The 20,773-nt window shown below is 68.2% G+C and carries 15 protein-coding genes; 6 read left to right on the top strand and 9 right to left on the bottom strand.

The features are described 5' to 3' along the window. Nucleotides 1-8 precede the first annotated feature (8 nt). From AB0I18_RS14005 to AB0I18_RS13995, 3 genes are all read left to right on the top strand, one after another. Entirely contained in the window at nt 9-917 is a 909-nt protein-coding gene (locus tag AB0I18_RS14005; protein WP_363105691.1) for an arginase family protein, read from the top strand. A gap of 119 nt (nt 918-1,036) precedes the next feature. Beyond that, entirely contained in the window at nt 1,037-1,375 is a 339-nt protein-coding gene (locus tag AB0I18_RS14000; protein ID WP_363105690.1) for a trypco2 family protein, read from the top strand. Continuing rightward, nucleotides 1,372-4,257 (top strand): NACHT domain-containing protein, encoded by a 2,886-nt coding sequence (locus AB0I18_RS13995; protein ID WP_363105689.1) that lies wholly within the window; start codon nt 1,372-1,374, stop codon nt 4,255-4,257. The genes AB0I18_RS14000 and AB0I18_RS13995 overlap by 4 nt, the downstream gene beginning before the upstream one ends. Before the next feature lie 3 nt (nt 4,258-4,260). Here AB0I18_RS13995 and AB0I18_RS13990 read toward each other — a convergent pair whose 3' ends face one another. Next, nucleotides 4,261-6,303: a dynamin family protein gene (locus AB0I18_RS13990; RefSeq protein ID WP_363105688.1), complete on the bottom strand. Its 2,043-nt coding sequence runs from the start codon at nt 6,301-6,303 to the stop codon at nt 4,261-4,263. Between the two features lie 201 nt (nt 6,304-6,504). Here AB0I18_RS13990 and AB0I18_RS13985 point away from each other — a divergent pair, with 201 nt between their 5' ends. Beyond that, nucleotides 6,505-7,506, top strand: a complete 1,002-nt coding sequence (locus AB0I18_RS13985; protein WP_363105687.1) for an arabinan endo-1,5-alpha-L-arabinosidase — start codon at nt 6,505-6,507, stop codon at nt 7,504-7,506. Beyond that, the gene (locus AB0I18_RS13980; RefSeq protein WP_363105686.1) at nt 7,488-8,924 is read left to right on the top strand and encodes a family 43 glycosylhydrolase; all 1,437 of its coding nucleotides are present in this window, start codon (nt 7,488-7,490) and stop codon (nt 8,922-8,924) included. Before AB0I18_RS13985 ends, AB0I18_RS13980 begins: the two co-directional genes overlap by 19 nt. A 260-nt stretch (nt 8,925-9,184) precedes the next feature. Here the strand turns inward: AB0I18_RS13980 and AB0I18_RS13975 are convergent, their stop codons facing one another. The 8 genes from AB0I18_RS13975 to AB0I18_RS13940 all read right to left on the bottom strand — a co-directional run bounded on the left by AB0I18_RS13975 (nt 9,185) and on the right by AB0I18_RS13940 (nt 19,639). Further along, entirely contained in the window at nt 9,185-10,903 is a 1,719-nt protein-coding gene (locus AB0I18_RS13975) for an aminotransferase class I/II-fold pyridoxal phosphate-dependent enzyme (RefSeq protein ID WP_363105685.1), read from the bottom strand. Nucleotides 10,904-11,031: 128 nt separating this feature from the next. Further along, nucleotides 11,032-12,228 carry an aldose epimerase family protein gene (locus tag AB0I18_RS13970; RefSeq protein ID WP_363105684.1) on the bottom strand — a complete coding sequence of 399 codons (1,197 nt, stop codon included), beginning with the start codon at nt 12,226-12,228 and terminating at the stop codon, nt 11,032-11,034. A gap of 61 nt (nt 12,229-12,289) precedes the next feature. Next, nucleotides 12,290-13,534: a multiple monosaccharide ABC transporter permease gene (gene mmsB, locus AB0I18_RS13965; RefSeq protein WP_363105683.1), complete on the bottom strand. Its 1,245-nt coding sequence runs from the start codon at nt 13,532-13,534 to the stop codon at nt 12,290-12,292. Further along, entirely contained in the window at nt 13,531-15,081 is a 1,551-nt protein-coding gene (gene mmsA / locus AB0I18_RS13960) for a multiple monosaccharide ABC transporter ATP-binding protein (protein ID WP_363105682.1), read from the bottom strand. The genes mmsB and mmsA overlap by 4 nt, the downstream gene beginning before the upstream one ends. A 32-nt stretch (nt 15,082-15,113) precedes the next feature. Further along, nucleotides 15,114-16,226, bottom strand: a complete 1,113-nt coding sequence (chvE, locus tag AB0I18_RS13955; protein WP_363105681.1) for a multiple monosaccharide ABC transporter substrate-binding protein — start codon at nt 16,224-16,226, stop codon at nt 15,114-15,116. Between the two features lie 142 nt (nt 16,227-16,368). Continuing rightward, nucleotides 16,369-17,337 carry a hypothetical protein gene (locus tag AB0I18_RS13950; protein WP_363105680.1) on the bottom strand — a complete coding sequence of 323 codons (969 nt, stop codon included), beginning with the start codon at nt 17,335-17,337 and terminating at the stop codon, nt 16,369-16,371. A 137-nt stretch (nt 17,338-17,474) separates the two neighbouring features. Continuing rightward, on the bottom strand, nt 17,475-18,479 hold the full coding sequence (locus tag AB0I18_RS13945) for an alcohol dehydrogenase catalytic domain-containing protein (protein WP_363105679.1): 1,005 nt from the start codon (nt 18,477-18,479) through the stop codon (nt 17,475-17,477). After that, nucleotides 18,476-19,639, bottom strand: a complete 1,164-nt coding sequence (locus tag AB0I18_RS13940; protein WP_363105678.1) for a mandelate racemase/muconate lactonizing enzyme family protein — start codon at nt 19,637-19,639, stop codon at nt 18,476-18,478. The genes AB0I18_RS13945 and AB0I18_RS13940 overlap by 4 nt, the downstream gene beginning before the upstream one ends. A gap of 380 nt (nt 19,640-20,019) precedes the next feature. Here AB0I18_RS13940 and AB0I18_RS13935 point away from each other — a divergent pair, with 380 nt between their 5' ends. After that, nucleotides 20,020-20,223: a hypothetical protein gene (locus AB0I18_RS13935; RefSeq protein ID WP_363105677.1), complete on the top strand. Its 204-nt coding sequence runs from the start codon at nt 20,020-20,022 to the stop codon at nt 20,221-20,223. Nucleotides 20,224-20,773: the final 550 nt, after the last annotated feature.

Genomic DNA, 20,773 nt, shown 5'->3' with positions numbered 1-20,773 from the left:
ATTCGAACGTGCGGGAAATCGCGCCCACCGCGCCCATCGAACTCATCGAAGCGCCGTCCGTGCTCGGACTGCGGCCCTCCGGCGTCCAGGAACTGTCTCGGGCGCTGCTCGCCGTCGGTCTGCTGGACGGACTCGGCCCGGTTCGGGCGGGCAGGGTCGAGCCGACGGCGTACGACCCGAAGCGGGACGCGGACACCGGGGTCCTCAATCCGGCCGGTATCGCCGAGTACTCGGTCCGGCTGGCCGACGCGGTCGGCGAGGTCCTCGGGCGCGGCGGCTTTCCCGTGGTGCTCGGCGGCGACTGCAGCATCCTGCTCGGCAACCTCCTCGCGCTGCGCCGCCGCGGGCGCCACGGCCTGCTGTTCCTCGACGGCCACACCGACTTCTACCAGCCGTCGGCGGAACCGTTCGGCGAGGCCGCCTCGATGGACCTGGCCCTCGCCACGGGCCGCGGACCCGCACTGCTCACCGACCTCGAAGGCCGCGGACCTCTCGTCCGGGACGAGGATGTCGTCGCCTTCGGCTTCCGGGATGCCGAGGAGTCGGCGGAGGCGGGCATGCAACCCCTGCCGCAGGGGTTGCACGCGAGCGACCTGGACGCCGTACGAGCCCTCGGCGCCGCGGAAGCCGCGCGCCGGGCGGTGGACGGACTCACCTCCGGTGGGACCGCCGGCTACTGGGTCCACCTCGACGTCGACGTCCTGGACGACGCGATCATGCCGGCGGTGGACTACCGCCAACCCGGCGGGCTGAGTTGGGCCGAGCTGGAGACCGTGCTGCGCACGGCACTGGCCCACGACCGTGCGGTCGGCTTCGACGTCACGATCTTCAACCCGCGCCTGGACCCCGGGGGAGCCATCGCGGGACGCCTGGCCGGCTGCCTGCGCGAGGTGCTGCGCGGGAAGGCCGGCGGGTGATCCCGCACTCGGTCGCACCGCTGGAGCCGACGCTGCCGGACGGTCATTCGGCGTGGTGACCACAGCGGTTGGTGTGAACCGATGGCGGCGGACACCAACAGCTCTCTAGCGTTGGTCACATGAACGACAACCGGATCGAACTGGCCGACGCCGTGCAGGCCGTACGGGACCAACTGATCACTGCGGCGGGGCGTTCGTCCGGGCAGGACGTGACCTTCGAAGTGGGCGACATCGAGCTGGAGTTCAGCGTCGAGCTGCGTAAGGAGGTCGCGAGCGGGGTCAAGGTGAAGGCCTGGGTGGTGGAGGCCGGGGTCGACGGAGTCGGAGGTACGACTCGGACGCATCGAGTGGCGATGACGCTCAGAGCGCTGGACGTGCGGACCGGGGAGCCGTGGAAGGTGCGGAACGAGAGCAGGGGGAGTGTGGCCCGGTTCGGTAGGGACGGCGACGAGCAGTGATCGCGGGCGGGGTCGCGGACCTGGTCGTGGCGGTCCGTGGGGCGGGGCAGGGCAGCGGAGTACTGCTCGGCCTCAACCTGGTGCTCACCGCGCGGCACGTGGTGGACGGCAGCGGTGTCGTGGAAGTGATCCACCCGTCGAGCGGGAGACCGGTGGAATGCGAGGTCATCTGGGCCGACCAGGCCCTCGACGCCGCTCTGCTGAGGGCTGAGTCGGCGGTGATCGGCGCCGAGCGCGCCGCGCCCTTGGGGCGGCCCCGGGTGGGCCGCGTCGCCCTGGCATCTCCGCTGTCACACTGCCAGATCGTCGGGTTCCCCCAGATCCAGCGCTACGGCAACCAGGGCGACGACCTCGAGTACGAGCAGTACCGCGGGACCGTGCTGCCCATGGCCGGACGCATGAGGAACGTCCTGGTCTGCGAACTCGACGTGCCTGCCGCAGACGAACGAGGCAGTGAGGTATCACCGCTGGCGGGGCTGTCCGGGGCTCCGGTCTTCGCCGGAGCGGTGCTCCTCGGGGTGGTGACCCAGGTGCCCCGGAGCCGCCACCACCTCAGGATCGAGGCGGCCCCGATCGACGCCGCGATGACATCCGTTCGGCGGATCCGCTGGAATCCCACGTTCGAGGAGGTCACCGATGTCCACCCCAAGGACGAGCTGTTCGAAGCCCGGTACGCCCAGGATCTGGCGGCGCAGTACCGCAAGACGGAGATCTTCGGCATCGAGGAACTCGGCCGTACCGAGTCCCGCTGGGATCTCGACACGGCCTATCTGAGTCTGGAGGCCGAGGCCGCCACCCCGGACGGGCACCAGGAAGCAAGACCCTCCGCGCAGCGCATCGAGTCCCTGCTGAAGACACGCCCTCGCGCCCTGCTACGCGGTCAGGCGGGCGCCGGCAAGACCACTCTCGTCTGGTGGCTGGCAGCCCACGCGGCGAACGGCACCCTCAACATGAAGCTCGCCCAGTTGAACGGCCTGGTGCCCTTCGTCATCCCGATGCGCGAGGTGTACGCGCGGGGCGGACGGTACCCGGTGGTGTCGGAACTCCTGTCCGCCGGACGAGTCATCTCGGACGATGCCCCCGAAGGCTGGGCCGGCCGTGTCCTGGAGGCCGGCCGAGGGCTGCTCCTGGTGGACGGCCTGGACGAAGTTCCGCCGGAGGAACGGGAGAAGGCCCGCCGCTGGCTCTCCGTACTGCTCGACCGGTACCCGGAAACCCGGTGCCTGGCCACCGTCCGCCCCGACGCGGTCGAGGAGGACTGGCTCCGCTCCGAGGGCTTCACCGAGCTGACACTGCTCCCCATGAGCGACGAGGACATCCAGTCCTTCGTCACCGCCTGGCACAACGCCGCCCGCTCGGAGGCCGAGCAGGTCTACGACGCCCACCGGTGCGGCGACGAGAGGGAACTCCTCACCTCCCTGGAACAGGACCTCGCCCACCAGCTGCGGCAGAACCCGGCACTACGCGATCTCGCCCGCACTCCGCTCCTCTGCGCCGTGATCTGCGCCCTGCACCGGCGCCGCCGCGGCCTGCTGCCCACGACGCGCTGGTCCCTGTACCGAGCTGCCCTGGCCATGCTTCTCGGCGGCCGTGACGCCGCGCGCGGTGTGCCCCGCCCCGACGACATCAGCCTTGACTCGGACGAACAGCACGCCCTGCTCCAACGGCTCGCCATCTGGCTGGTGCGGACCGAGCAGCAGCAGATGACCCATGAGCAGGCGACGCTACAACTCGACCTCGCCATGCGGGACATGTCGCAGATCCGTGCCCAGGCGACACCCGAGCGAGCGCTGCGCTTTCTCATCGCACGCAGTGGTCTGCTGCAGGAGCGGACGCACGACGCGATCCAGTTCATCCACCGGACGTTCCAGGATTTTCTCGCGGCGAAGGAGTTCCACGAGAGCGGGTATGTCCTCGAACTTCTGAATCACGCGGGCGACGAGACCTGGCGGGACGTGATCGTGCTGGCCGTGGGCCATGCGACGCGGACGGACGCGCAGCTGCTCATCGAGAGGCTGGTCCAGTTCGGGGACGTCGTGGACGGGCGGGAGGAGAAGTGGTATCTCCATGTGCTGGCCGCCCACTGTGCCACCAGCCTCTTGTCACTGGACGCGGCGCTGATGGAGGTCGTGAGGGGGCGCGTTCGGGCCCTGATGCCTCCGCGGAACAACTCGGAGGCCGGAGACATCGCCGGCCTGGCTGCCTGGGCCGTCGAACTGTTGCCGGGGCCGGGGGAGAAGGACGGTCCCAGCGAGTTCTTCACTGTCGAGGCTCTCACGAGGATCCGTACGGCGGACGCACGGCAGAAACTGAAGCAGTTCGCGTTGTATCCCGGGATCGACGTTCGGGTCCCGATCGTTCTGGGTTGGGTTCACCAGCCCGCCGAGGAGTACGCCCGCGAAGTACTGGCCGTGTGCCGTAATTACTCGCTTCATGTTCAGAACAGCTCGCAGCTGGCTCAGCTGTCCCACTTGGAACCGATTTCCCACATCACTGTGGACGGGTCCTACACTGCGGAGGAACTCGACGCTCATCTGCCTACGGAGAACGTCGAATTGCTCAGCCTGACGAACAACCGGAAGATCACCCACCTTGACTTCCTGCGGACCCGGAAGCAGCTGCAAGTATTGGGTCTCGACCTGCCGGTGGGAACGCTGGACCTGCTGACCACCCTTGCGCCGCTGCCCAGTGTCCGGCATCTGGAGCTCAACGGGCTGCGGGACTACACGGACATGAGCCAGTTGCCTCGTGTCTTTCCGTGCCTGACGGGACTGACACTCCAACTGGAGGAAGGCGCCGCGGAACCGCCCGACCCGAAGGTTCTGGGCGCCGAAGCGCTCGGCGCCCTCTTCGGGCATCAGCTGCGGGTGGAGGTGCGGTAGGAGTCAGGCCGGCCGGTTGCGGTCGAGCAGGTCCTGGATGCCGCCGGAGATGGCATGGCCCGCCTCGTCGACCGGCGTGAGACGTTCGACGATCGCCCGGCTCCTGGCCGTGTCGTCCGCGTTGATACGGTGCACCACCTCGTCCAGCGTCGAGCGCAGACGGGCCCTGTGCCGCTGGTGGTGCTCCTCGGCCGCGTCGATCAGGAGCCGGCCCTGGACCCGCACCATCTCCTCGAAGCCGATGCGGGCCTGCTTCGCCTGTTCGTCGATCATGGCCTTGCGTTCCTGGCGGGCCTGCTGGATCTTGGACTCCCGGTCCTTGAGGACGTCCGTGATCCTGGCGATGCCGATGGCGGCGAGGACGGCCGCTCCCACGGGGAGCGCGATGGTGGCGAGACTGAGACTGGTCGTCAGCCAGACGGCTCCGCCCGCGAGGGGACTGGCCACACCAAGTGTGTTCGCCGCGGTCTGGACCATGGAGTACGCCCGCCAGGGGCGACCCAGGTCCGTCTGCGCCGGGATGGCCTCGGGGTCGAGCGGCTCGGGCGCGACCAGCTCGGATCCGGCGTCCTCGTCCTCGAGCTCCGACCGCAGGATCTGCCGGGCGAGCTCGTCGAGCGCCTCGCGTTCGCCCTCCCACAGCGTGCCGGGTCCTGCCGGCCCGGTCATCCACTCGTTGAAGAGCTGGACATAGCGGACGTCGATGTCGTGGGCGTGCTCGGCGCTCAGGTTGCCCGAATCGATCAACTCGTCCAGACCCCGGTGCAGTTCGTCCGCCAGGCCGCCGAACGGTCGCTGGGCGATACGGATCCTGCGGTCCAGTTCGTCGTTCAGTTCCGCCCGCATCCGTACGACGGAGTCGTCCATGCCGCCCAGACGGTCACGGAGATGGTCGCGCTGCGCCTCCAGGTCGTCGACGGTCACGCGGTGTGCCTCAAGCATGTCGGCGATGCTTCGCCGTCGTCGCCGGACGAGCCAGCCCGCCTCTTCACCGACCTGCTTCAGGTGCTTGTAGCCGGCGCCGGACTCCAGCAGGGCCTGGAGACGCTCGCGCAGCTCGCCCATGCGGCTGCGTCGTCTGAGCACGCTTCCGTCACGGTTGTTGGCCTCCTCGTACTCGGCCCTGGCCTCCAACGCCGCCGAGACGGGGAGGAACCCGTCATTGACGAAGTCTCTGGATCTGCGGTGACGGTCGCGCAGATACTGGTTGTTGGTGGTCAGCACGTTCTTCCAGGCCGCCTGGCCGCGCTCGCGCTGTGCGGCCCGGTCGATCCCGGAGAGGACCCACAGGACCGGTTTGCCCCCGGGTTCCGCGTGGACGTACAGATCCTTGATCAGGCTCAGTTCGTGGGAGCTCAGGGCCTCGGTGGCCTGGCTCACGTAGATGAAGCAGTCGGCCTCCTTCCATGCCTCGTACAGGATGTCGTCGTGTGTCTCGTTCACGGACTCCGAGCCGGGCAGGTCGAAGAGCTTGATCGGCAGGCGGGTCCGGGAGAGGAGCAGTTCGATCCGCTCGACCTGGTGGTTGACGTGCTCGGGGCGGCGATCGGCGACGTTGCCGTCCTCGGCCACGTAGGCGGCCACTTCGGCGCGGTGCAGGTTCGTGCCGATCTCCACCCAGTCGGCGATCCCCTTGAACTTCACCTGCAGCAGCCCGCGACCCGTCGCGTCGACCCCGGGATCGTCTCCCACGGGGACGACCGTCGAGGGGCAGGCGGTGGTCGGGCTCGCGGACGAGGGGAGGAGGCCGAGATACTCGTCCGACTGCTCGCCGTCCTCGTCGATGATCGGGACGTACTCGAGGTGGCCCTGGAGACCGCTGATCAGGAAGCTCTTCCCGGAGGACTGCCGCCCCAGCAGTGCCACGTTGAGCATGGCCGACAGGGCGCGGGTGCTCATGGCCCGGATGCGCTCGACATCTGATTCGAGATCGGCGGTCGCCGTCTCCGGAAGGATCTCCGAGGCCTCGGCAACCGTGCCCAGCCACTGCTCACAGCGGTCCAAGAGGTGCTTCAGCTCGTCCCTTGCTTCTTCCACCGGCATCATGAGCCCACTTGTACCTCGGGGGCCCGTCGTCCGACCGGGGAACGGTGCAGGCTTCCCGGAACCCACACCTCGGTGACACCGGTTCGTGTGAGAACCATTGACGCGCAAGAGGTTCGATTCTACGGTCCCGTCCGAAGTGGCGATCGATGGCCGAAATGTCGAACACGGCATGGACTCCCCCCACCCGCAAGGAGGATCCACGTGAGCCGCACCTCCCGTACCTCCCGCACTTCCCGCCTGTCCCGCCGAACCGCCCTCTTCGCGCTGCCCGCCGCCGTCCTGCTCGCCCTGGTCCCGTCCTCGGCGTCGGCGTACCCCGACCCCGGCCGGGTCACCGGCTCCGTCGTCACCCACGATCCGACGATGATCCGCACCTCGTCCGGCCAGTACCTGCTGTACGCCACCGGCGGCGGCATCGCCGCCAAGACGTCGTCCGACCGCACCGCCTTCAGCGCGGGTGCCGACGCCTTCTCCTCCCGGCCGAGTTGGTGGCGGAACTACTCCTCCGTCCCCGAGGCCTGGGCGCCGGACATCTCGTACCAGGGCGGCAGGTACCTGCTGTACTACTCCGTCTCGTCGTTCGGTTCGAACACGTCCGCCATCGGCCTCGCCACCTCCGGTACCGGCCGACCCGGCAGCTGGACCGACCAGGGCACCGTCTACACGTCCACCGCCTCCAGCGACTACAACGCCATCGACCCGAACCTCTTCGCGGACGGTGACGGCAAGTGGTGGCTGTCCTTCGGCAGTTGGTGGACCGGGCTGAAGATGATCCAGATCAACCCGTCGACCGGCAAGCAGCTCTCGGGCAACACCACCCGGTACTCGATCGCCTCCCGGCCGACCGGCACCAAGGCCGTCGAGGCGCCGACCGTCGTCAAACGGGGCGGCTACTACTACCTGTTCGCCTCGTACGACACCTGCTGCGCCGGCACCGGCTCCACGTACAAGGTCAAGGTCGGCCGGGCCACCAGCGTCACCGGGCCGTACCTCGACAAGAACGGTGTCTCCATGATGAACAACGGCGGGACGCCCGTCCTGGAGTCGCACGGCCGGTACATCGGCCCCGGCGGCCAGTCGATCACGGCGGACTCCGACGGTGACCTGATCGTCTACCACTACTACGACGGCCAGGACAACGGCACTCCCAAACTCGGCATCAACCTTCTGAACTGGAGCAGCGGATGGCCCGTCGCCTACTGACCCTGCTGACCGCCCTGCTGCTCGCCCTCTCCCTCGGGCAGTCGTCGGCGAGCGCGGCCTCGTTCACCAACCCGATCAAGTCGGTCAAGGGCGCGGACCCCTGGATCTCGTACCACGACGGCAACTACTACCTGGTGTCGACGAGTTGGACCGACGTCATCACCATGCGGAAGTCGCCGACCCTGGCCGGGCTCTCGACCGCGCCCAGCGTGGAGGTGTGGAAGGGCGACGCGGCCTCGCGCTGCTGCAACATCTGGGCGCCCGAGCTCTTCTACTCCGGCGGCAAGTGGTACCTGTACTACGTGGCCGGGCAGAACATCACCGACTACAACGCGACCCAGCGCACCCACGTCCTGGAGAGCGCGGGCTCCGACCCGATGGGCCCTTACACGTACAAGAACCAGCTCAACAGCGCCTGGATGCTGGACGCGAGCGTCCTGAACGTCAGCGGGCAGCTCTATCTGCTGGGCAGTGCGATGGGCGGCGGGACGCAGAACCTCGTCATCGCGCCGATGTCCAACCCGTACACGCTCAGCGGGTCCTTCTCGACGATCTCCACGCCGACGTATGCCTGGGAGCGGTCGGGCGGCACGGTGAACGAGGGGCCAGAGGTGCTTCAGCGCAACGGCACGACGCGGATCATCTACTCGGCGAGCGGCTGCTGGACCCCCGACTACAAACTGGGGCAGCTGACCCTGACGGGCTCCAACCCGCTCTCCGCGTCCTCCTGGACGAAGAAGTCCACGCCGGTCTTCCAGCGCAACGACGCGGCGGGTGTGTACGGTCCCGGGCACAACGGGTTCTTCAACTCCCCTGACGGTACCGAGAGCTGGATCGTCTACCACGCCAACGACAGCGCGAGCGACGGCTGCGACAACGGGCGGACGGCCCGGGCGCAGAAGTTCACCTGGAACTCCGACGGTTCACCGAACTTCGGTACGCCGGTCGCGCTCGGCACGAGCATGCCCGGACCGTCCGGGGAGCCTTCGGCCGCCTCGACGACGTACACGATCACGAACCGCAACAGCGGCAAGTGTCTTGAGGTCGCGGGGAGTTCGACGGCCGACGGGGCCAATGTCCAGCAGTACGCCTGCAACGGCGGCAACAACCAGAAGTGGCGCGTGCAGGACCAGGGCGACGACACCAGCCGGCTCGTGAACGTCGCCTCCGGCAAGGTCCTGGACACCGCGGACTGCTCTGCCGCCGACGGGGCCGATCTGCGCCAGTGGGCCTGGCTCGACAACACCTGCCAGCGGTTCAGGTTCCTCGCCACGAGCGGCGGTCACGTCCGTATCGTCAACCAGGCCACCGGCAAGGTCGCCGATGTCGCCGACTGCTCCACGGCCGACGCCGCGGATGTACGCCAGTGGACTTGGCTGAACAACAACTGCCAGCAGTGGCGGTTCAGCCCGGCGTGACGCTCCGCGGGTAGGGTGGTGTGTTTTCTGCGGGCCGGTGGGGGCCGGCCGCGCAGTTCCCCGCGCCCCTAAAGACGAAAGACAGGGGGCGCAGCCCCCGTCTTTCAGGGGCGCGGGGAACTGCGCGCTTAGCCCCCACCGGCCCGCGCACAACGAACCGGCCCTACCTGCGGAGCAACCCGCGGAGCGGACGGGTCCGGTCGGCCGGGGGCCTCGGCGGGAGGTAGAGGCCCCCGGTCACCGGCGAACCGGTCCGGGGGTCAGCCGGCCCGGTTGGCTGGGGCCGCCGGCCAGCCGGTGGGGGCGGCGGGCGCGTTCGGCCAGCCCGTGGGCTGCTGCGGCATGGGCTGCTGCTGGGGCGGCTGCGGAACCGCCTGCGGCTGAGGCTGGGCCTGGGGCTGCTGCGGCTGGCCCTGAGGGGCCACGGCGGTCAGACCGCCCGGCATACCGTTGGTGCCGCGCACCTGGGCAGCGGTCAGCCCCTGCCCGCGCCCCCTGCTCATGCCGCCCGCGGCCGGCATGCCCTGTGGCATCCCTTGTGGCATGCCCTGCTGCATACCTTGTCCGGCCATACCTTGTCCGGCCATACCTTGTCCGGCCATACCCTGTCCGGCCATACCCACCGCGGCGGGCATACCCTGCCCGTCCATGCCGACCGCGGCCGGCATGGACTGCGGCATGGACTGTGGCATGGACTGCGGCATGCCCTGCCCGCCACCCATACCGCCGCCCATACCGCCGGAGGCGGAGGCAGCGGCCGCGAGCCCCGGATATCCCGCCCCGTTGGTGGAGCTGACGAGCCGGTCCACGGCCGCCGTACCCGAGCTGTAGCTGGTCCCTGTGCCCAGCTCGGGCACGGCGGCTCCCCTCCTGGTCCCGTAGAGCACCTGTTCCAGGCCGGACACCAGGCGACGCACATCCACCTGGGGGCGCACCACGAGTCTCAGGAAGCGGCTGGACGAGCCGATCTTGTTGCCGCACTCGCGGACCAGGATCCGGTGTTCGGTGAGCAGCCGGTCCCGGACCACGGTGCCTTCGGCGCCCACGGGGAGGCGTACGAAGAGGAAGTTGCCCTGCGACGGGTAGACCGTCAGACCAGGCAGCGCGGAGAGCTGACGGGCCATGTCGAGCCGGTCCCGGCGCACCATGTGCAGGCTCTCCAGGTACTCGGGACCGTGGTCCCTGAGCATGAACACCACGGTCTCCGCGAAGGAGTTGAGGTTCCACTTCGGCAGCATCGAGCGCACCTTGCCCGCGAGCGACGGGTTGGCCACCATGTAGCCGAAGCGCACGCCGTGCAGCCCGAAGTTCTTGCCGAGGCTGCGCAGCACGATGACGTTGGGCCGCAGCACCGCGTCCTCGACGACACTCGGCTCGGACTCCGCGTCGGCGAACTCCAGGAACGACTCGTCGATGACGATCAGGTCCAGATCGGCGAGCGCGTCGCAGAAGGCCATGATCGTCTGCCGCGGCAGGAAGCCGCCGTCGGGGTTGTTCGGGTTGCAGATGACGGCGGCCCGGGTGCCCCGGGCGCGGATGAACTGGATGTACTGCGCCGGGTCCAGCGCGAAACCGGCACTCTCCTGGAGCGGGAACATGTCGACCCGCTTACCGGTCTCCATCGGCTGGTCGGTCCAACGCCCGAAGGTGGGGACGGGGATGGCGAGGGACTCGCGGACCAGCAAGTGGTCGATCCAGGTGATGAGTTCGGTGGAACCGTTGCCCATCGCCACGCACTGCGGGGGGAGTTGGAGCAGGCTGCACAGCTCACTGGTGATCGTGTCCGCGCTGCTCGGGTAGTACGTGATGATGTCGCGCAGGCGATGCGTGAGCTCGTCGAACATCGCCGGCGTCGGGAAGTACGGATTGCACGGGATGCAGAAGTCCAGCGGACCCGCCTCCCCGCTCTCGCGTGCCAGCGCGGCCATCGAGGGGCTGTGCGCGCCGGTGCGGAACAGCGAGGTGACATTGTCGGCCATGGACCCTCCGTCCTTGAGGGGCGGCTCGGGCGGGGATACCCGGGCCGCCCCTTAGTACGGGCGCGGATGTGTCTCTGTTCAACAGCTGTGGGTCGGTGTGGAAATTGTGAATCAGCTGTGAAGGAGAGTCACGAGCCGAACGAGTGCACCGTCGTCGTCCGGTACGTCCGACCTGGTCGGAGCACCGTCGACGGGAACTCGGGCTGGTTCGGCGAGTCCGGGAAGTGCTGGGTCTCCAGGCAGAGCGCGTCGCCCTGGCGGTAGATGCGGCCGCCGGTCCCGACGAGGGTGCCGTCCAGGAAGTTGCCGGAGTAGAACTGCAGGCCGGGCTCGGTCGTCGCCACCTTCAGAGTGCGGCCCGAGGACGGGTCGTGCAGGGTCGCGACGTGCTCCGGGCGTGCCGTGATCCCCTTGTCGAGGACCCAGTTGTGGTCGAAGCCCTGGCCGTGCAGGAGTTGCTGGTGCTCCCGCCGGATGTCCTCGCCGACCGTCTTCGTACGGCGGAAGTCGAAGGGGGTGCCGGCCACCTTGGCGAGCTCGCCGGTGGGGATGAGGCCCTTGTCGACCGGGGTGTAGCGGGACGCGGCGAGTCTCAGCTCGTGGTCCTGGACCGAGCCGCTGCCCTCGCCCGTCAGGTTCCAGTACACGTGGTTGGTGAGGTTGACGACCGTGGCCCTGTCCGTGGTGGCCTCGTAGTCGATGCGCCAGTCGCCCTGCCGGGTGAGGGTGTATGTGACCTTCGTCCGAAGGGTGCCCGGGTAGCCCATCTCGCCGTCGGCGCTGGTGTAGCGCAGGACGAGGCCGACGTCAGGTCCTGAGGTGAAGCTCTCCACGTCCCAGACGCGCTTGTCGAAGCCTTTGGTCCCGCCGTGCAGGCTGTTCTCGCCGTCGTTCACGGAGAGCTGGTGGCTCTTGCCGTCGAGGGTGAACTTCCCCTTGTCGATGCGGTTTCCGTACCGGCCGATGAGGGCTCCGAAGTACGGGCTGGACGCCACGTAGTCCTCGACGGTGTCGAAGCCGAGCGACACGTTGGCGTAGCGGCCGCGGCGGTCCGGGAGTTCGAGGGACTGGACGATGCCGCCGTACGACAGGACCTTCAGCCGGGTGCCGCCGTTCTCCAGCGACCAGCGGTGGACCTTCGTTCCGTCGGCCAGCTTGCCGAAGAGTTCCTTCACCGGCTTCCTGCCTCCCGAAGCGTGGGCCGTTCCTGCTGTTCCTGTTGTTGTTCCTAGAGTGGCGGCGGTGAGTCCTGCGGCCGCCGTCGCCGCGATGAAAGTGCGCCTGTTGCTTTCGGGGATTTTCCTGTCGAGCCTGTTCCTCTCCATGTGCGGCTCCTCCGAAGTGAGAAGGGCCCCGCGGAACGTGTGTCCGCGGGGCCCGGCTGACTTACGAACCGACCTTGCGCTTGTTGTACACGTCGAAGCCGACCGCCGCGAGGAGCACCAGGCCCTTGATGACCTGCTGCCAGTCGGAGCCGACACCGACGAGGTTCATACCGTTGTTCAGCACGCCCAGGACGACACCGCCGATGATCGCGCCGAGGACCGTGCCCACACCGCCGCTCATCGACGCGCCGCCGATGAACGAGGCCGCGATCGCTTCGAGTTCGAAGTTCACACCGGCCTTGGGCGAGGCCGCGTTGAAGCGGGCCGCGAAGACCAGACCCGCCAGGGCCGCGAGCATGCCCATGTTCAGGAACACCAGGAAGGTGACCTTCTTGTCCCGCACACCGGACAGCTTGGCCGCGGGCAGGTTGCCGCCGATCGCGTACACGTGGCGGCCGATGACCGCGTTGCGCATGACGTAGCCGAAGCCGACGACCAGGACGCCGAGGATGAGCAGCACCACCGGGGCGCCCTTGTAGCTGGCCAGCATCATCGTCACCGTGAGGACGGCGGCGACCAGGGCGACGATCTTCAGAAGGAAGAGCTTGAAGGGCGGTACCTCGAGCGCGAACTCCTGCTGCCGCCTGCGGTCACGGACCTCCTGCAGCACCACGAACGCGATCACGGCGAAGCCGAGCAGCAGCGTGAGGTTGTGGTAGTTGGTGTCCGGGCCGACCTCGGGAAGGAAGCCGTTGGAGACGTCCTGCAGACCCTGGGGGAACGGGCCGATCGTCTGGCCCTCGAGGAAGATCTCGGTCAGACCGCGGAAGAGCAGCATCCCGGCGAGGGTGACGATGAACGACGGAATGCCGAGATACGCGATGAAGAACCCTTGCAGTGCACCCGCGGCGGCGCCCAGGAGCAGGCACAGCACCACGGCCACCGGCCAGGCCACGTCGTGATTGACCATCAGTACGGCCGCCACCGCGCCCACGAACGCCGTGAGCGAGCCGACCGACAGGTCGATGTGGCCCGCGATGATGACGAGCATCATGCCGATCGCGAGGATCAGGATGTAGCTGTTCTGCAGCACCAGGTTGGAGACGTTGCGCGGCAGCAGCAGGTCGCCGTCCGTCCACACCGCGAACAGCACCACGATCAGGCCGAGCGCGATCAGCATGCCGTACTGCCGCATGTTGCGGCGCATACCGTCCAACATCAACTGCAGCAGGCCGTCGCCCCCGGTCGACCCGCCCTTGCCGGCGGGCGCCGGGGTCGGGGTCTTTTCGGTCACATTCGCGCTCATCGCTCGTCCCTCTTGTCCTTCGTCATCTGGCGCATCAGCACTTCCTGCGTGGCCTCGGCCCGCGGGACCTCACCGGTCAGCCGACCGGCGGCCATCGTGTAGATGCGGTCGCACATTCCGAGCAGTTCCGGCAGCTCGGAGGAGATGAAGACGACCGCCTTGCCCTCGGCGGCCAGTTTGTCGATGACCGTGTAGATCTCGAACTTGGCGCCCACGTCGATCCCGCGGGTCGGCTCGTCCAGGATCAGCACGTCGGGACCCGCGAAGATCCACTTGCTGAGGACGACCTTCTGCTGGTTGCCGCCCGACAGCTTGCCCACCGGTTCGAAGACCGTCGGCGCCTTGATGTTCATCGACTTGCGGAAGCCCTCGGCGACCTGCCGCTCCTCGTGCTCGTCCACGACACCGCGCTTGGCGACCTTCCCCAGGGCACTGAGGGAGATGTTGCGGTTGATCGTGTCGATGAGGTTGAGGCCGAAGTGCTTGCGGTCCTCGGTGACGTACGCGATCCCGTGCTTGACCGCCTCGGGCACGGTCTTCGTACGGATCTCGATGCCGTCCTTGAGGACCGTGCCGCTCGCGTACCGGCCGTACGTGCGCCCGAAGACGCTCATCGCGAGCTCGGTGCGCCCGGCGCCCATGAGCCCCGCGATACCGACGATCTCCCCGCGTCGCACAGAAATTGACACATCGTCAACTACCTTGCGCTGCTGGTCGATCGGGTGGTGCACAGTCCAGTTGCGGATCTCCAGGGCCGGAGCCGCGCCCACCTCCGTCTCGTGCGGGGTGCGCTCCGGGAAGCGGTGGTCGAGGTCGCGCCCGACCATGCCGTTGATGATCCGGTCCTCGGTGGTCTCGGCCGCCTTCACGTCGAGGGTCTCGATGGACCGCCCGTCGCGCAGGATCGTCACCGAGTCCGCGACACTCTCGATCTCGTTGAGCTTGTGCGAAATGATGATCGAGGTGATGCCCTGCTCCTTCAGCCCCAGGATGAGCTGGAGGAGCTTGCCGCTGTCCTCGTCGTTCAGAGCCGCCGTCGGTTCGTCGAGGATCAGCAGCTTCACCTTCTTCGACAGCGCCTTCGCGATCTCGACGAGCTGCTGCTTGCCCACGCCGATGTCCGCGACACGGGTGTCGGGGTGCTCGTCGAGCCCGACCCTGCGCAGCAGTTCGGTCGCGTGCTTCAGCGTCTCGGTCCAGCTGATGAACCCGCGGGTGGCGTGTTCGTTGCCGAGGAAGATGTTCTCCGCGATGGAGAGATACGGCACCAGCGCGAGCTCCTGGTGGATGATCACGATGCCGTGCTGCTCGCTCGCCCGGATGTCCTTGAACTCGCAGGACTCACCCTCGAAGAGGATGTCGCCCTCGTAGGTTCCGTGCGGGTGGACGCCGGAGAGGACCTTCATCAAGGTCGACTTCCCGGCGCCGTTCTCCCCGCAGATGGCGTGGACCTCGCCCGGACGGACGCTCAGGGAGACGTCCGACAGCGCCTTGACGCCGGGAAAGGTCTTGACGATCGAGCGCATTTCCAGGACGGGTCCCGCCATGGTCGTGCCTTCCAATCCCTAGGGGGTGGCGGTTAGTTGACTGCGCCGGCCTTGACGTAGCCCGAGTCGATGACCACCTTCTGGTAGTTCGTCTTGTCGACGCTCACCGGGGTCAGCAGGTACGCGGGCACGACCTTCGCGCCGTTGTTGTACGACTTGGTGTCGTTGATCTCGGGCTTCTTGTCGTTGAGCACCGAGTCGACCATGTTCGCGGCGACCTTCGCGAGCTCGCGGGTGTCCTTGAAGACGGTCGCCGTCTGCTCGCCCGCCTTGATCGACTTCAGCGAGGCGACCTCGGCGTCCTGTCCGGTGACGACCGGCATCGGCTTGCTCTTGCCGTAGTCGTCCGACTTCAGCGCCGACAGGATGCCGATGGAGATGCCGTCGTACGGCGAGAGCACCGCGTCGACCTTGTCCTTCCGGTAGGCCGCGGTCAGGAGCTCCTCCATGCGCTTCTGGGCGGTGCCACCGTCCCAGCGCAGCGTGGTGACCTGGGTCAGCTTCGTCTGGCCCGACTTGACCACGAGCTGCTTCTTGGCGATGTAGGGCTGGAGGACCTTCATCGCGCCGTTGAAGAAGTACTGGGTGTTGTTGTCGTCGTTCGAACCCGCGAAGAGCTCGACGTTGAACGGGCCCTTCTTGGAGCCGTCCTTCAGACCGAGCTTCTCGACGATCTGGGTGCCCTGCAGCTCGCCGACCTTCTCGTTGTCGAACGACGCGTAGTAGTCGACGTTCGGCGAGTTGAGGATCAGGCGGTCGTAGGAGATCACCGGGATGTCGGCGTCCTTGGCCTGCCGGAGAACGTTGTCGAGCGACTTGTTGTCGATCGCCGCGATGATCAGCGCGGAGACGCCCTGCGTGATCATGTTCTCGATCTGCGAGACCTGGGTGTCGGGGTCGTCCTCGCCGTAGGCCAGCTTGGTCTTGTAGCCGGCCGCCTTCAGGTTCTTCTCCACGTTGGCGCCGTCGGCGATCCAGCGCTCGGAGGACTTGGTGGGCATCGCGATACCGACTGTGGAGCCCTTCGCGTCGGCCTTGTCACTGCCCTCGCTGCCGCCCTCGCTGTCCTGCCCGCAGGCGGACAGGGTGAGGGCCAGAGAGGCGGCCGCGGCTATCGCCGAGAGGGCTGCTTTGCGATTGCGCATGATCATCTTCCTCGATGTTTTGGACGGGGCTCGGTCTGGCGCTGCGTGATGGTACGAGGTGGTGCCAGGAGAAGACCGAGAAGAGGTGTGTCGGATTGTGTGCGGCTGCGTCGTCTTTTGTGAAGGGGGTGTGTTCGGAACGTTATGAGGGAATGTCGAACCGCTTGAGCTCCCCGGGCAGCCGCGAGCCGAGGGGTGCCATGTCGCCGTCCGCTCCGTGCCGCGCGAGCAGGTCGAGGGCGAGCCGCCCGCGCCGCACTCTCTCCCGGGCGGTGGAGAGGGTCAGCTCCCGCATGTGGTGACCATACGGGTAGATCGAAGGAGCTTTCGACAGACCGAACTTGAGGTACAGCGGAGAGCCGCGGCGGATCAGTTCGGCGACCTCGTACATGCGGACATAACCGCCGAGATCGTCGGGGGCCTCGATGTACATGTCCATGGGTGCCGCGCTGACCCGGCGGATCTCCGTCAGGTGGTCGAGCGTGAGATCGCTTGGCACGTTGAGGGAGTCGCCGCCGAGCTGTTCGTACACGGCGTACGCGGCCGGGTTGACCGGACCGATCAGCGCCGAGACCTTGAGCGTCGTGTCCGCCGGAATGATCCCGGCGACGCGCGCCCGGTGCAGTGCCCACAGCACGCCCTCATCCGCCACGAGGAGGCACTTTACGCCCAACTCCGTTGCACGGACGGCGTCTTCGACGCAGCCGGCCACCGCATCGTGACCGCGGGCACGCAGCCCGCCGCCGCGCGAGTCGGTACGGGTCGAGCCGCCGATGTCCCACGTGCCGCGCGGGCCGGTGAAGAGGCAGAGCTCGATGTCGCGCTCGTTCGTGGAGTCGACCATCTCGGTGATCTCGGCGTCGGTCAGCATCCAGACGCCGCTGCCCTGGCTGATCCGGTGGATCGGAACATCGAGCCGCGAGGCCTCCTTGAGGACCACGGCCAGCGCCTCGGGCCCCTCGCAGGAGGGGATCTCGGTGCGCCAGCGGCCACCCCCGGGAAAGGCGTGCGGTGAGGCGTCGGCGGGGGAGAGGTCGGGCGCGCCCAGGCCGAGCGCGGCGAGTGCCTGCTCACCGGGTCGACGGGCCGCCTTGGGAGAAGCGTCGGTCACTGGGCTGTCCTTAGCTCTGGCTAGATGTGTGTTCGACATGTCGGACATGGTTCGCATCGATGGATGTACGCCGGTACGGAGCGTCAGGTCTCCGTACCGGCGTACGGATCGGGGGAGGGCGGCCGGTGCCGCGGGCCCTAAGGCCGCAGCAGCACCTTGCCGACCTTCGGGTCGCCGGACCCCACCAGCTCGATGGCGTGAGCGAACTCGTCCAACGGCAGCTCGTGCGTGACCAGCGGAAGCGGATTGAGCAGACCGGCACCGAAGACCCGCACCGTGTGCGCCCAGGCATCCGGCGGCGCGCCGAAAACGGTGTGCACCTCCAGCTGCCGTACGACGAGATCGGTGGGGTCGAGTCCCTCGGCGCCCGGGGCCGGGATACCGGTGAGGACGAGCCGTCCGCCGCGCCGGAGCAGGGCGGCGGCGGTGGTCGCGGCGGACGCCGACCCGGCCGTCTCGATCACGACGTCGAAGTCGTCCGGCAGTTCCTCGTCCCGGGTACGGAACTCGGTGGCGCCGAAGGTCTTCGAGAGCTCCGCGCGGTCCGGGCGGGTGCCGACCACAAGGAGCTCCGAGGGCGAACCCGCCTTCAGGAACTGCACGGCGAACATGCCGAGCGTGCCCGTGCCGACGACCGCCACCCGCTCACCGGGCCGCGCGTTCGCCTTGAGCGCCGCCGCCGCGATGCAGGCCGCGGGCTCCAGGAGCGCCGCCGCCGTCAGATCGGCGTCGTCCGACAGGACGTGCAGCAGCCGGGCGGGCAGCGTCAGCGTGGTGGCCATGGCGCCGGGCTGGGTGAAGCCCGTCTCCTCGTACCCGGCCGTGCACAACGTTGTCTCGCCCGCGTGGCAGCGGTCGCAGACCTGGCAGTTGCGGAAGCCCTCACCCACCACCTTGCGGCCCACGAGGCTCTCCGGGACCCCGGTCCCGACCGCCTCGACCGTGCCCGACCACTCGTGCCCGGGCGTCAGCGGATAGCGGACGTAGCCCTCGGGCCGGTTGCCCTCGTACACCTCGCGGTCACTGCCGCAGATACCGCTCGCGTGCACCCGTACGAGCGCCTGGCCTGCACCGGGCGCGGTGGGCTCGTGAGGGGCCAGCCGGTGCTCGCCCGGCCCTTCGATGACAACCGCGATGCTCACTTGGATCCCTTCGGCTGGCGCTTCTCCCAGCCGTCCGCGAACAGGTCGAAGCGGGCCTGCTGCTGCGGGAACTCGGCCGCGGCCTCGGCGTCGAACTCGACACCGAGTCCCGGCTCGTGGGAGAGCTGGAAGTAGCCGTCGACGACCTGCGGGGCGCCCTTGACCAGCTTCTTGATCTCCGAGTCCGCGAAGTCGTTGAAGTGCTCCAGGATCTTGAAGTTCGGGGTGCAGCCCGCGACCTGGAGGGAGGCGGCCGTCAGGACGGGACCGCCGACGTTGTGCGGGGCGACCAGCACGTAGTGGGTCTCGGCGGTCGCCGCGAGCTTGCGGGTCTCCAGGATGCCGCCGATGTGGCCGACGTCCGGCTGGATGATGTCCGCGGCCTGCGACTCGAAGAGTTCGCGGAACTCGATCCGGTCGTGGATGCGCTCACCGGTGGCGATCGGCATGTCCACCTTCTCGGCGACCTTCTCCAGCGCCTTCAGGTTCTCCGGCGGCACCGGCTCCTCCAGCCACGCGGGCTTGAAGGGCGCCAGCTCGCGCGCCAGCCGGACCGCCGTGGAGGGGTTGAACCGGCCGTGCATCTCCAGCATCAGCTCGGTCTCCGGGCCGATCGCGTCCCGTACCGCCTCGATCAGGGAGACCGCGTACAGCGTCTCCTTGTGGTCCAGCTCCATCCGGCCGGCCCCGAAGGGGTCGATCTTCAGCGCCTGGTAACCGCGCTCCATGACGCCCTGGGCCGCCTTGTGGTACGCCTCGGGCGTCCGCTCGGTGGTGTACCAGCCGTTGGCGTACGCCTTGATCTTCCCGTCCGGATGGGCCAGGCCGCCCAGCAGCTGCCACACCGGCACGCCGAGGGCCTTGCCCTTGATGTCCAGGCAGGCCATCTCGACGACCGCGATGCCGGACATCACGATCTCGCCGGCCCGTCCGTAGTCGCCGTACTTCATACGGCGGACCAGGTCCTCGACAGCGAAGGGGTCGGAGCCGAGAATGTGGTTGGCCTCCGCCTCCCGCAGGTAGCCGATCAGCGCGTCGGTGTGACCCAGCATGCGGGTCTCGCCGACTCCGGTGATGCCTTCGTCGGTGTGCACCTGGACATAGGTCAGGTTGCGCCAAGGCGTCCCGACCACGTGTGTGCTGATCCCGGTGATGCGCACGGAAATTGCCCCTTGTGTTCTTCGGCTCTGTTCGAAATTTCGTCACACGTTCGAAATCCTGGCGTGACAGTAAGGACGGGGCGGTGGCAGTGTCAATGGGTCGAACGCATAACGGTTTCGACGCGAAGGCGGAAGATGGCGGCGAATAGTCCGGCCTGTCGTCAACTTCCATGTCGGAACGGGCAGTTCCGCACACAACTTTCACAGCTGTGACTAGGAACGTTACCTATACGGAATTTAGTCTTCCCGCGTCATGGACTACTGCCACCCGTGCCAACGGCACCTCAATGGCGCCCTCGCTTGCCCGGGGTGCGGTACATCGGCCGAAGCGTGCCGGGAGTACGCGGCCTCTCTGGAGGACCGCGAGGACGTCGACGCGCGTGACGACGCCTCCGGCGGTGATGAGCCGGATGGTGGTGGGCGGCGTGGTCGGCGTCGTGGTGCCGGGCATGGCGGTCACGGTGGTGCCGGGCGCGGTGGGGCCCGGGCGGGTCGGCGTGACCGGCGGGCCGCGCTGCATCGGCGGCGGCGTAAGCGGGTGCTGCTCGTGGGGGCGGGGCTGTTGCTTGCCGCGGGTGGGCTGAGTCTGGCGGAGCTCGGTATGGAGGCGCCGTCGTCGGAGCCTCGGACGGCGGCGGCGGAGGATGCGTCCGGGGGGTCCTCCTCCGCGTCGGCGGACGGTTCTGCGAGGGCCGGTGACGCGGCGGGTGCCCCGGCGGGCCCGAAGTCTCCGGGTGCGTCGGCGTCTGCGTCTCCGTCGCCCTCGGAGTCGAAGAAGCCCAAGAAGAAGGGCGACAAGGATTCGGACGAGGAGAAGGAGAAGGATTCCTCGCCCGGCCCGGTCGGGGCCGGGACGGTGGATCCCGCGTCCTCCGCCCCGCCTGCGGACCCGACTCCGCCGGACGGTTCCACCGGATCGGGGGCCGACAGTCCTGACCCCACGCCCACAACGGAGAAGCCGTCCCCCGAGCCGAGTCCTTCGGAGACCTGCACGCGGTTTTTGTGGTGGTGCTCGTAGCTCCGCTGGTTGGGCGGTTGGTTGTCTGCGGGTGGGTGGGGGCTGGTCGCGCAGTTCCTCGCGCCCCTGGGGTGGTGGGTGGTGGGGTCGGTGCCGCGACGGGATATCCGATCGCC

This window comes from Streptomyces sp. NPDC050704 (genome assembly GCF_040654355.1).
Lineage (GTDB): Bacteria > Actinomycetota > Actinomycetes > Streptomycetales > Streptomycetaceae > Streptomyces.
Note: the sequence above shows the minus strand (reverse complement) of the source record. Positions and strands in the feature narration are given on the sequence as shown.